This is a genomic window from Faecousia sp., assembly GCF_048519415.1.
Classification (GTDB): Bacteria; Bacillota; Clostridia; order Oscillospirales; family Oscillospiraceae; genus JAZOXB01.
Genome location: NZ_DBFZUT010000054.1, coordinates 1 through 10,687 on the forward strand (window position 1 = coordinate 1; position 10,687 = coordinate 10,687).

Consider the following 10,687-nt stretch of genomic DNA (forward strand, 5'->3'; position numbering starts at 1 on the left):
GCGCGGGCTGGAGCAAAGATCGCGTTAAGATTTATAAAGGGAATTGAAAAATTGCTCCGATCGCGTTATTTTATACAAGGTCAGTTGTGTAAAATCAAATCAAATTGGAGGGGGCGGACAGAAATGCCGCATCGGAAAAGGATTTTACTCTCAGATGACAATGAGGGCTTCAGTACGCTGCTGTTGGAGTCCCTGCACGAGCACGGAGGCTTTCACGTGCTCCACGCGCGGGAGGAGCATGAGGTGATGGAGACGATTCAATGCCACAAGCCGCACATCCTTCTGCTGGACGATATGCTGCCGCATAAGGGCGGCCTTCATGTTCTCCGGCAGCTGCGGGAGCGTGGGCATCGGCTCTCGACGATCCTTATGACGGTCCTGCCGACGCAGAAGATCGTGCGGGACGCGACCGAGCTCGGCGCGTCCTATGTGTTCCCGAAGCCGTTTTCGTCACAGGCCATGATCGAGAAGATCCAGGAGCTGCTGAAGCATGCTCCTCCGACGAAGCATTGACGCGGTCGAAGCGCGATGAAATGAAAAAAGCAAGAGCCGCTGCGATGCAGCGGCTCTTGTCTGCTTTTTCGATTGGGGCGCGGCAGCTTTTTATCCCGGCGCAGCGGTCATTCCTCCCACAGCCGGCACCGGTCCGCGAGGAGCGAAAAGGAGAGCGTGTCTCCCTCTGCTGCCCGGACTCCCTCGGGCAGGACGACGCACAGAGGCGGCACGTCGGGCGCTTCCGCCGCACGCAGCACAACTGCGGTGGCGTTCAGATCACGGATGACACGGCTGACGCGCGCCGTATGGGTCCCGCCCTCCACGGTGATCGCGCCGTCGGGAACGGCGACGGTGGCGCGCTCGCCCACGGCGTGCAGCGGCAGAAGAATGTCCCAGCCGTCAAGGCGGATGCCGCCCTCGCAGCGGTGCGCCGGCAGGAAATTGCGGCAGCCGGTCAGCTGGGCCGCGCTCTGCGTGGCGGGATGGCGCACCAGCGTTTCCATGTCCGTTACGGAAGAGGAAACGCCGTTTTCCATCACGCAGACCTTTTGGCAGTTGCGGCAGCATTCCCCCGGGTCGTGGCTGACCCAGAGGATCGGGCCGCGAAAGCCCGCGAGCAGGTCGGAGAGCTCCAGCTCGAGGTTCCACTTGAGGTAGCTGTCGAGCGCGGAGAAGGGCTCGTCGAGCAGGATCGCCTGCGGCTCGGAGCAGAGGATGCGGGCGAGCGCGACGCGCTGCTGCTGCCCGCCGGAGAGCTGCGCGGGATACTTTTTCTCCAGCCCCTCCAGCCGGAACATCCGGAGCTTTTCCGCGGCCAGCGCGCGCTTTTCCGACCGGCTCCCCGCGCGGATGCCGCAGAGAATGTTCTGCTCAACGGTCATGTTGGGAAAGAGCGCGTACTGCTGGAAGAGATAGCCGACCCGGCGCTGCTGCGGCGTGAGGTCGGTCCTCTTTTCGCTGTCAAAGAGCACGCGGCCGTTGAGCACGATCCTGCCGCGGTCAGGCGTCATGATGCCGGCGATGCACTTGAGCGTCACGCTCTTGCCGCAGCCGGAGGCCCCGAGCAGCGCCAGCGTTTCGTCCGCTACCTCGAATTTCGATTGCAGACGGAACGCGCCAAGGCGTTTTTCAATATCAACATACAGGCTCATGCCTTCGCCCTCCTCGCACGGCTCGCGCCGCGCAGAAGGCTGCGGCGTTCAAGCATATTGACCGTCAGCAGCACGATGGCGGAGATCACGATGTTCACGGCGACCCACTTGTAGGCGAGCGCGTCGTTGTTCGTCTGCCAGAGCTGATAGACGGTGGTGGAGATGGTCGCCGTCCTGCCGGGCGTGTAGCCCGCGATCATGCTCGTCGCGCCGTATTCGCCGAGCGCGCGGGCGAAGGCGAGCACCGTGCCCGCCAGCACGCCCTGCCGGCAGCAGGGCATCCGAATACGCCAGAAAATGTAGGCGTTGGAGAGCCCGAGCGTCTGGCCGGAGTAGGCCAGCGTCTCGTCAAAGGCCTCAAAGGCTCCGCGCACCGTGCGGTACATCAGCGGGAAGATGACGACCGTGGTGGCGAAGATGGCGGACCACCAGGTCATGACCAGCTTGACGCCGAAGGTCTCGAGCACCCATGCGCCGATGACGCGCTTGGGCCCCAGCACGCGCAGCAGCAGATAGCCAACGACCGTCGGCGGCAGCACGAGCGGCAGCGTGAGCACCACATCGAGCACGCCCTTGATGAGCCGCGGGAGTTTGGCGATATAGTACGCGGCAAAGATGCCGGCGAAGAAGATGATGCCGGTGGAGATCGCCGCGATGCGCAGCGAGTTCCATAAAGGATACCAGTCCATAGGTGACCTCCGATGTTCAGACGTTGCAGAGACTCAGGCGAGCTCCACATACGCCGCGAGTGCGGCGTACAAGCGTTTTGCCGCAGGCAAAACCTTGGCGCGGACAGAATTTATTTTCGGCCGGGCAGGGAGAGATTCAGGGCTCCCGTTGGGCGGCAGCCCAATGGGATGATCGCCGCGATGCGCAGCGAGTTCCATAAGGGAAACAAATCCATAGGTGACCTCCGATGCAGCCGCCAGCGGCGGCGATTTCAAAGAGGGCCATTCTTAGCGTAAGAATGGCCCCCTTTGGATCCCCCAAGAAACGCAAGGGGCGCTGCCCCATGACCCCCGAACTGCGAAATTCAGCTTACCTTTTGGGGATCGTATGCGGGCGTCTTTCTTCGGAACGATTTGGCGTGCTTCTCTTTCCGCTCGGCCGCTGCTGCGCAGGCGGTACGAATTGCAAACCGATCAGATCGCGGGGCTGAAGCCGACGGACTCGAATACGGTCATAGCGGCATCGGTCTGGAGATAGGCGAGGAAGGCGCGCGCGGCGTCCTCCTTGTCCCCCTTGAGCACGGCGGCGGGATAGATGACCTGACCGCACATCTCGGCGGTGGCGCTGTCCGCGACCGTCAGACCGGCGGAGAAGGCGTCGGTGGCGTAGATGATGCCGCAGTCGGCGGCAGCCTCGCTCACCTGAGAGGTGACCTCCTTGACATTGTTGCCGTAGGTCAGCTTATCCGCGACGGCGGTCTCGTCAATGCCGTAGTAGTTGAAGATCTTCAAGGTGTACTGGCCCACGGGCACGTCACTGTTGCCGATGGCCAGCATCACATCTCCCCCCTTGAGCAGCTCGGCAAGCTGGTCAAAGCTCTCTATGCCCTTGGGGTTGCCCTCGGGAACGGCAAGCGTGACCTTGTTCTCGAGCAGGTCGATGCGGCTGCCGGTCACGATCCTGTCAAGCCCGTCGGGATTTTTCTCCGTGTTGCCGATGAGGCTGCCGTCGAGCGCGTTCATCTGCTTGGGAGCGGCGGAGATAAACAGGTCGCAGTCTGCGCCTTCCTTGATCTGGGTGAGCAGCTTGCCGGAGGAATCGAAGTTGTAGGTGATGGTGACCTCGGGCGCGGCGGTCTTGTAAAGCTCCGCGATCTCGGTCAGAGTCTCCGTCATGGAGGCGGCGGCGAACACGATCAGCTCGACCGGCTCGGCCTGCTCGGTCTGGGGATCGTCGGTCTGGGTGGTGTCGGGGGCCGTGTCCTTCTGGCCGCAGGCGGTCAGCGCGAGCGCGAGGGAGAGCGCGAGGAGCAGAGATACGAGCTTTTTCATGGGTTTCTTTTTCCTTTCAAAATAGTTCTCTATCGTTATCCTTCGTGAAAGATAATGAATGGTCAAAGCTTCGCGCCCGCAGGCGCGAAGGATTTATTTTCCGAACGGACAGACCGGATACCGGCACGGCTTGCAGCCAAGGCACAGCCCGCCCTCGCCCATGGCGGCGATATCGGCGCGCGTGACGGGAACGTCCGCCGCGACCTTCGGCAGCACTAGATCAAAGACCGTCGCGCCCGCGTACATCACGCAGCCGGGAAGACCCATGACGGGCGTACCGTCGTCAAAATAGCCGAGCAGGAACATGGCGCCGGGCAGCACCGGCGCGCCGTAACAGACAATGTCCGCGCCCGCAGCCCTGATGCCGCCGGGCGTGTTGTCGTCGGGATCGACGCTCATGCCGCCGGTGCAGAGGATCATATCGGGCTTCCTTTCACGCATCGCAAGCACCGCGTCACGCACATTCTCCACGCCGTCGCCGGAGTAGACGACCTCGAGCGTTTCGATGCCGTAGGTCCTGAGCTTGTCGATCACGACCGGCGTGAAGGTATCCTGAATGAGACCCTTTTTCACCTCGCCGCCGGTGGCGACGATGCAGGCGGTCTTACGCACATAGGGCTTGAGCGCAAGCAGAGGCTCGCCGCCCGCGGCCCGCTCGGCCTTTTGGAGCTTTTCCTCGGCGATGATGAGCGGGATGACGCGCATCCCCGCGAGCTTGTCGCCCGCGCGCACCGCCGTGCCGCCCTTGCGTGTGGCGATCATCACCTCGTCTTGACTGTTCACGGCGATGAGCCGTTGGGAATCGACCAGAAACACGCCGTCGCAGGCGGCCTTCAGCTCGATCTTGCCCTCCTTGACCTCGCTGCGGAGCATATTCTCCTGCCCACAGAGGGTGAGCAGACGCTCCGCCGCGTCGTTTTCATGCACCATGCCGAGCGTCATCTCCCAGACGTAGAGGTGCTCCTTGCCCATGCTCAGCAGCACGGGGATGTCCTCCTCCGTCACGACGTGGCCCTTGCGGAAACGCGCGTCCTTATACTTGTCCTTGATGATCTGCGTCATGTCGTGGCAGAGGACATGACCCACCGCGTCCTCGGTTCGAATGAGCTTCATTTCAGCACCTCAATCTCGTCTCCGGCCTGCACGCGGCCCTCTTTGACCACGACGGCAAAAATGCCCTCGGTCGGCATCACGCATTTGCCGGTCGCGCGCTTGATCTCGCAGTCGTTGTGACACTGCTTGCCGATCTGCGTGACCTCAAGCTCCGTCTCGCCCACGCGCAGGCGTGTGCCGACAGGGAGCGTTCTGAGCTCGATGCCGCGGGTGTTGATGTTCTCGGCGAAGATGCCTGAGTCCAGCGCGATGGGGCAGACGGCGCGCATCGTGTCCACGCTCTCCTCAGCCAACAGGCTGATCTGGCGGTGCCAGTCGCCCGCGTGGGCGTCGCCCACGATGCCGTGACGGAGCTTCAGGTCGATATAGGGGACCTCGTGCTTGCGCACCCCTTTTTTTTCGCTGATGTTGACTGCGGTCACCTGTGCCATTTCTTCATTCCTCCGCTTCATAAACGCCGCTCTTTCCGCCTTCCTTATAAAGGAGGCGGATGCCGTCGATGCGCATATCGCGCTGTACGGCCTTGCACATATCGTACACGGTCAGCGCCGCGACGCTCACCGCCGTCAGCGCTTCCATTTCAACGCCTGTCTCGCCATGGCAGCGGACCTCGCTGCGGATGTGCAGGGCGGCTTCTTCCATTTCAAATGAGATGTCCACCTTCGTGAGCAGCAACGGGTGGCACATCGGGATCAGCTCACTGTTCTTCTTCGCCGCCATGATGCCCGCGACCTGCGCGACCGCCAGCACATCGCCCTTGCCGATGGAGCCCTCGCGGATCCTGTCCATCGTCGCCTTTGCCATGCGGACCGTCGCGGCGGCGCGCGCCACGCGATAGGTCTGCGCCTTTTCGCTCACGTCCACCATGCGGGCGCGGCCCTGTTCGTTAAAATGCGTCAGCTCCATCTTCATCCTCCGATCGCAAACATCCCGCGGTGCGTCTCTGTGACGCCGGTCTCGTCCATGCGGTGCCGTGCCAGCTTCATCAGGATGCCCCGGCGGATGGCCGCTTCCAGCTCCGCGCTGGAAAGACCGCGCAGCGCGAGCTCCGCGTCCGAGTGCAGGCAGGGCTTGAGCTTCCCGTCCGCCGTGATGCGTATTCTTGTGCAGTCCGCGCAGAAGGCGCAGCTCATCGGCTCGATCAGTCCGACCGTCCCTGCCGCTCCCGGCAGGAGGTACAGCTGCGCGACGCCGCTGCGGCCTGCGGGACGCAGCTCCGGCACGCGGGAGAGGACCTCCTGCGCGGGCAGAAAGCGCTCCGGCGGCCACGCCGCGCACACGCCCATCGGCATCAGCTCGATGAACCGCACCTGCCACGGCTTTTTCGCCGTCAGGCGAACAAAGTCGCCGATCTCATCGTCATTCATGCCGCCGAGCAGCACGCAGTTGAGCTTGATGTTCTCAAAGCCCGCGCGCTCCGCCGCCTCGATGCCGCGCAGCACGTTTTCCAGCTTACCTGTGCGCGTGATCTCGCGGTAGCGCTCCGGTCGGAGCGTATCAAGACTGATGTTCAGCCGGTCCACGCCGGCTGCCTTCAGCGGCGCGGCCAGCTGTTCCAGCCGCGTGCCGTTCGTGGTCAGGCAAAGCTCCTCGATCCCGGGAACTGCGCGCAGCATGGCGCACAGCTCTACGATCCCGCGCCGGACCAGCGGCTCGCCGCCGGTCACGCGGAGCTTCGTCACGCCGAGCGCCGCGGCGGCCGCCGTGAAGTCCCGCAGCTCCTCAAAGGAGCACAGCTCCTCGTGTCCGCGCTTGCAGACGCCCTCCTCCGCCATGCAGTAGCGGCAGCGAAGGTCGCAAAGCTCCGTCACCGACAGCCGCAGATAACGGATATTCCTGCCAAATGTATCTTCCATAGGGCGCCGATCCTTTCGTTTGCACCCATTGTAGCATTTTCATCCCGGTCATTTCAAATCGAACGTGCGATATTATCGGATTTTCGATTGGTATTATCGGATTATTCTTGACAAAATATCACGCGGGCGCTATGCTGACGGTAAAAGGGGGCGTGCGCCGTGGTGGATGGAAATATCATATTGTCGGTCGCGAAGGCGATGGAGCTGCTGCAGCTTCTGAGCCGGTCGAAAAAGCCGCTGTCGCTCAAGGAGCTGTCGGCGCAGTGCGGCTATCCGAAGAGTACCGTGTTCGGCCTTCTGACCACCATGCGGACGTATGACGTGGTCACGCAGACGCCCGACGGAAAGTATTCGCTCGGGCTGCGCCTGTTTGAATACGGCCGCCAGGTCGAGCGTTCGTGGGATATTTCCCTTGTGGCGCGGCCCTACATGGAGCATCTCTGCCAGCAGACGGGAGCCTCCGTCGTGCTCTCCGTGTGCGAGGGCGGCAGCGTCGTCACGCTCGATCAGGCGGAAACGCGCGGCGGGCTGCACATCGTGTCCGACGTCGGCTCCCGCCTGCCCCTCTACTGCACGTCGCAGGGCAAGGTGTTTCTGGCGAATATGTCCCGCGCGGGCGCCGAGGCGCTGCTGCGCGCGCAGCCCATGACGCAGTTCACGCCGCACACCGTCACCGACCCGTCCGCCCTGATGCGGGAGATCGAGACCTGCCGCGCGAACGGCTACGCCATCGAAAACGGCGAGTACAAGATCGGCCTGCGCTCTGTCTCCGCGCCGGTCTACACCGTGGAGGGCAAGGCGGCCTACGCCGTGGGCGTGATCGGTATGTTCCGCAGCCCACATTCCGAGGAATTCCACGCCGCCGTGGAGCAGGTCTGCGTCACGGCTTCCATGATCTCGACCGCATTGGGCTATCGAAAGCAGGAGGAAACGCTATGAGCTACACAGCATCCGTCATCACCGTCAGCGACCTTGGCAGCCGGGGGCTTCGGCAGGACACCAGCGGCCCCGCCGTCCGCGCCATGCTGGAGGACGCGGGCTTCACCGTCGTTCACACGGCCATTGTGCCGGACGAGCGCGGGCAGATCAGCGCGCTGCTCCGCGCCTGCGCCGACGAGAAAAGGATCGATCTCATCCTGACCACCGGCGGCACAGGGCTTTCCCCCCGTGACGTCACGCCGGAGGCGACTGCCGACGTGCTGGAGCGGGAGATCCGCGCCATTCCCGTGGCCATGTGGGTGGAGGGGCTGAAGGTCACGCCCAACGCCATGCTCTCCCGCGCCGTCGCCGGTACGCGCGGCAGCAGCCTTATCGTCAATCTGCCGGGCTCGGAAAAGGCGGCGCGCGAAAATCTCGCTGCCGTGCTCAGCGCGCTGGAACACGCCCTGCACATGATCGCCGCCGAGGGTCACGGCTGAGCCGCCGTCCGCAGACGGCGTGACGGACTTCGTGCGCGAATACGCCCTTGCCTCCGGCGATTCGTACTGTGACTGCGGCTATAAAAAGAAAGCGCAGACCCGCGGGCCTGCGCTTTTTATCGACGGTTGAAAATACAGGTGGGGGAGATTCAATGTGTGCCGGCGTTGGCGGCGAGCATCTGCCAGACGATGGCGAGCTTATCGGAGCTTGCGAGGACATAGGCGAGGATGAAGGCGAACCAGAGCTTGCCCATATTCTCCTCTGCCTTGCTGAGAAAGAACAGGTAGCAGGCGTAGGCGACCGCGTCGATGAGCAGCGCGATGATGAGAACGGCGAGGAAGCCGGCTTCGGACGCTTCAGCCGAGCCGGTGTAGAGACAGAGGAGCGCATAGTATGAAAAGGTGACGCAGAAGGGCCATTTGAGCTTGCGCCAGTCGTGGATGCGATTCGTGTTTCGTGCCATGTTCGTTCCGCCTTTTTTCTGAAATTGCGTCCAGTATACCGCGGACGCGGCGAAAAAGCAAGCAGGGCACAAAAACTTGACATCCCTTTTGCGCTCGGGTATGATAAAAAAGATTTCTAAAAAAGGAGCACCCTTATGAATAAGGACCTGGAGCAGGCGAAGGCGCTGCTTGAAAATAATGAGGAATACACCTGCGCTGCCTGCCGGGCGGGGGAGAGCTTTGCCTCCGAGGAGCACGGCATCCGCCCGCTGATGCGCTGGCTGAACGAGGGAACGGACCTCTCCGGCGCGTCGGCGGCAGACCGCATCGTCGGCAAGGCGGCGGCTTTTTTGTATGTATTGCTGGGCGTTCGGACGGTCTACGCGCCGCTTATGAGCGTCCCCGCGCGGGAAACGCTGCGCGCCCACGGCATCGAGGCGATCGCGGACGCGGTCGTGCTGGCCATCCGCAACCGCACGGACACGGGCTTCTGCCCGATGGAGAGCGCGGTATGGGACATCTCCGATCCGTGCGAGGCCAAGGCGGCGCTGGAACGGAGAATTTCCGAGATGATGGCAAAGAAATAGACACATTTACCTGCTAAGCTTACGAAAGAAACCGAGGAACAGGAGACGCCTATGCGAAAGAAATTACTTGTGATCCTGCTGCTGCTCGTGGTGCTGATCGTTTTGGTCGTGACGCGCTGCGGCGGGAAGAAAGACCAACAGAACGATCCGGCGGACGGCCAGGGCTTTGCGCAGCAGAGCGGCAAGGCGGAGCTGCCCGCGGAGCTGAAGCTCGGCGTGGTGACGGAGACGGAGAGCGGCGCTATGCAGCTCGAGGTCGAGCAGAACGGTGAGAAGACCGTGTATGTCTTTTCGGATATTACGATCAACGACTGGTATGTTCCGGCGGTAAATTATGTTGTGACGAACGGCCTGATGAGCGGCACGGACGTCGGCGGCGGGCTGAGCCTTTTCCGCCCGAACTATGGCATGACCCGCGCGCAGCTTGCCATGATCCTCTATCGGTTTGCCGGCGGCGAGCCGGTCGCTGCGCCGCGCCATACCTACGGCGATGTGTCAAGCGGCGAGTGGTATTATGACTGCGTGAACTGGGCGGATACCAACGGCTACATCAAGCCGGAGAGCACGGACAGCTTCGGCGTGGAGGCGTACTGCTCGTGCGAGGAGGTGCTTGCCGTGCTGCACCGTCTGGCGGGCAGCCCAGAGTCCAATGCGTCTCTGGAGGACTATCCCTACGCGCCGAAGGTCAGCGAGACGAACCTGAGCGCGGTGCGATGGGCGTGGGAAAAGGGCCTCATCGCGGAGGATGAGTGCGTCTGGTACCCGACGCAGGCGGTCTCCCGCGCGCAGATCGCGCTGCTGCTGATGCGCTACGACCAGCTGATCGGCGCGTCCGGCGAGGCGGCGTGAAGCGTTGCAGAAGGGTGGTATAAGTGCGGCTAATAATAGAAGCGATTTGCTGCGGGAAACGAGATGGGTGAAATCGTCGAAACCTGTTGACAAACCGCAAAACCCGTGGTAATCTATCACATGTTCCGCGGTTGGAGCGTGTACCTTGTAAATTAAACAACGAAGAACAAAGAAGCACCAGATATGAGGTGTCTGAAAAGACATCGAGCTTGCTCTGAAGTGGTTTAGTCAATTACACGGAGGGGCAAGGATAAAAAGTTTTGCAAGCTATGACAAATAGCTCGATAAAGGTTTGAACAGCGAGAGCTGTTTAGATACCATTTTATTGAGAGTTTGATCCTGGCTCAGGACGAACGCTGGCGGCGTGCTTAACACATGCAAGTCGAACGAGAATCTGTGGATCGAGGATTCGTCCAAGTGAAGCAGAGGACAGTGGCGGACGGGTGAGTAACGCGTGAGGAACCTGCCTTTCAGAGGGGGACAACAGTTGGAAACGACTGCTAATACCGCATGATACGTATTGGGGGCATCCCTGAGACGTCAAAGATTTATCGCTGAAAGATGGCCTCGCGTCTGATTAGCTGGTTGGTGAGGTAACGGCCCACCAAGGCGACGATCAGTAGCCGGACTGAGAGGTTGACCGGCCACATTGGGACTGAGATACGGCCCAGACTCCTACGGGAGGCAGCAGTGGGGAATATTGGGCAATGGGCGCAAGCCTGACCCAGCAACGCCGCGTGAAGGAAGAAGGCTTTCGGGTTGTAAACTTCTTTT

General features: G+C 61.9%; 13 protein-coding genes and 1 rRNA gene. 6 read left to right on the forward strand and 8 right to left on the reverse strand.

Translation table 11 applies throughout. The features are described from left to right. Positions 1-123: 123 nt before the first annotated feature. Entirely contained in the window at positions 124-513 is a 390-nt protein-coding gene (locus tag ACMKFF_RS05765; protein ID WP_418507119.1) for a response regulator transcription factor, read from the forward strand. 107 nt (positions 514-620) lie between these two features. Here ACMKFF_RS05765 and ACMKFF_RS05770 read toward each other — a convergent pair whose 3' ends face one another. The 7 genes from ACMKFF_RS05770 to moaA form a co-directional block, all read right to left on the reverse strand. After that, positions 621-1,646, reverse strand: coding sequence for a sulfate/molybdate ABC transporter ATP-binding protein (locus ACMKFF_RS05770; protein WP_419496346.1), 1,026 nt, complete (start codon positions 1,644-1,646; stop codon positions 621-623). Then, positions 1,643-2,335, reverse strand: coding sequence for a molybdate ABC transporter permease subunit (modB, locus tag ACMKFF_RS05775; protein WP_419496347.1), 693 nt, complete (start codon positions 2,333-2,335; stop codon positions 1,643-1,645). Before modB ends, ACMKFF_RS05770 begins: the two co-directional genes overlap by 4 nt. 453 nt (positions 2,336-2,788) lie before the next feature. Continuing rightward, positions 2,789-3,646: a molybdate ABC transporter substrate-binding protein gene (gene modA, locus ACMKFF_RS05780; protein WP_419496348.1), complete on the reverse strand. Its 858-nt coding sequence runs from the start codon at positions 3,644-3,646 to the stop codon at positions 2,789-2,791. A 93-nt stretch (positions 3,647-3,739) separates the two neighbouring features. Then, the gene (locus ACMKFF_RS05785) at positions 3,740-4,759 is read right to left on the reverse strand and encodes a molybdopterin-binding protein (protein WP_419496349.1); all 1,020 of its coding nucleotides are present in this window, start codon (positions 4,757-4,759) and stop codon (positions 3,740-3,742) included. After that, positions 4,756-5,190 carry an MOSC domain-containing protein gene (locus ACMKFF_RS05790; protein ID WP_419496350.1) on the reverse strand — a complete coding sequence of 145 codons (435 nt, stop codon included), beginning with the start codon at positions 5,188-5,190 and terminating at the stop codon, positions 4,756-4,758. The genes ACMKFF_RS05785 and ACMKFF_RS05790 overlap by 4 nt, the downstream gene beginning before the upstream one ends. A gap of 4 nt (positions 5,191-5,194) precedes the next feature. Then, entirely contained in the window at positions 5,195-5,665 is a 471-nt protein-coding gene (gene moaC, locus ACMKFF_RS05795) for a cyclic pyranopterin monophosphate synthase MoaC (protein WP_022018721.1), read from the reverse strand. A 2-nt stretch (positions 5,666-5,667) separates the two neighbouring features. Further along, on the reverse strand, positions 5,668-6,615 hold the full coding sequence (moaA, locus tag ACMKFF_RS05800) for a GTP 3',8-cyclase MoaA (protein ID WP_419496351.1): 948 nt from the start codon (positions 6,613-6,615) through the stop codon (positions 5,668-5,670). Between the two features lie 159 nt (positions 6,616-6,774). Here moaA and ACMKFF_RS05805 point away from each other — a divergent pair, with 159 nt between their 5' ends. Together ACMKFF_RS05805 and ACMKFF_RS05810 are read left to right on the forward strand one after the other, a co-directional pair. Then, positions 6,775-7,554: an IclR family transcriptional regulator gene (locus ACMKFF_RS05805; protein ID WP_022018723.1), complete on the forward strand. Its 780-nt coding sequence runs from the start codon at positions 6,775-6,777 to the stop codon at positions 7,552-7,554. Continuing rightward, the gene (locus ACMKFF_RS05810) at positions 7,551-8,033 is read left to right on the forward strand and encodes a MogA/MoaB family molybdenum cofactor biosynthesis protein (protein WP_419496352.1); all 483 of its coding nucleotides are present in this window, start codon (positions 7,551-7,553) and stop codon (positions 8,031-8,033) included. The genes ACMKFF_RS05805 and ACMKFF_RS05810 overlap by 4 nt, the downstream gene beginning before the upstream one ends. Positions 8,034-8,182: 149 nt before the next feature. Here the strand turns inward: ACMKFF_RS05810 and ACMKFF_RS05815 are convergent, their stop codons facing one another. Beyond that, on the reverse strand, positions 8,183-8,497 hold the full coding sequence (locus ACMKFF_RS05815) for a hypothetical protein (RefSeq protein WP_419496353.1): 315 nt from the start codon (positions 8,495-8,497) through the stop codon (positions 8,183-8,185). 135 nt (positions 8,498-8,632) lie between these two features. On the opposite strand from ACMKFF_RS05815, the gene ACMKFF_RS05820 reads away from it, so the two are divergent. The 3 genes from ACMKFF_RS05820 to ACMKFF_RS05830 all read left to right on the forward strand — a co-directional run. Then, positions 8,633-9,064, forward strand: coding sequence for a DUF1893 domain-containing protein (locus ACMKFF_RS05820; RefSeq protein WP_419496354.1), 432 nt, complete (start codon positions 8,633-8,635; stop codon positions 9,062-9,064). 51 nt (positions 9,065-9,115) lie between these two features. Beyond that, positions 9,116-9,913 (forward strand): S-layer homology domain-containing protein, encoded by a 798-nt coding sequence (locus ACMKFF_RS05825; protein WP_419496355.1) that lies wholly within the window; start codon positions 9,116-9,118, stop codon positions 9,911-9,913. Positions 9,914-10,234: 321 nt separating this feature from the next. Next, positions 10,235-10,687 (forward strand): 16S ribosomal RNA (locus tag ACMKFF_RS05830); the annotation flags it as partial.

What these genes read in the sequence shown, in the direction of transcription:
- ACMKFF_RS05765 (WP_418507119.1), top strand. Translation starts at nt 124, where the DNA reads ATGCCGCATCGGAAAAGGATTTTACTCTCAGATGACAATGAGGGCTTC.
- ACMKFF_RS05770 (WP_419496346.1), bottom strand. Translation starts at nt 1,646, where the DNA reads ATGAGCCTGTATGTTGATATTGAAAAACGCCTTGGCGCGTTCCGTCTG.
- modB (WP_419496347.1), bottom strand. Translation starts at nt 2,335, where the DNA reads ATGGACTGGTATCCTTTATGGAACTCGCTGCGCATCGCGGCGATCTCC.
- modA (WP_419496348.1), bottom strand. Translation starts at nt 3,646, where the DNA reads ATGAAAAAGCTCGTATCTCTGCTCCTCGCGCTCTCCCTCGCGCTCGCG.
- ACMKFF_RS05785 (WP_419496349.1), bottom strand. Translation starts at nt 4,759, where the DNA reads ATGAAGCTCATTCGAACCGAGGACGCGGTGGGTCATGTCCTCTGCCAC.
- ACMKFF_RS05790 (WP_419496350.1), bottom strand. Translation starts at nt 5,190, where the DNA reads ATGGCACAGGTGACCGCAGTCAACATCAGCGAAAAAAAAGGGGTGCGC.
- moaC (WP_022018721.1), bottom strand. Translation starts at nt 5,665, where the DNA reads ATGGAGCTGACGCATTTTAACGAACAGGGCCGCGCCCGCATGGTGGAC.
- moaA (WP_419496351.1), bottom strand. Translation starts at nt 6,615, where the DNA reads ATGGAAGATACATTTGGCAGGAATATCCGTTATCTGCGGCTGTCGGTG.
- ACMKFF_RS05810 (WP_419496352.1), top strand. Translation starts at nt 7,551, where the DNA reads ATGAGCTACACAGCATCCGTCATCACCGTCAGCGACCTTGGCAGCCGG.
- ACMKFF_RS05815 (WP_419496353.1), bottom strand. Translation starts at nt 8,497, where the DNA reads ATGGCACGAAACACGAATCGCATCCACGACTGGCGCAAGCTCAAATGG.
- ACMKFF_RS05820 (WP_419496354.1), top strand. Translation starts at nt 8,633, where the DNA reads ATGAATAAGGACCTGGAGCAGGCGAAGGCGCTGCTTGAAAATAATGAG.
- ACMKFF_RS05825 (WP_419496355.1), top strand. Translation starts at nt 9,116, where the DNA reads ATGCGAAAGAAATTACTTGTGATCCTGCTGCTGCTCGTGGTGCTGATC.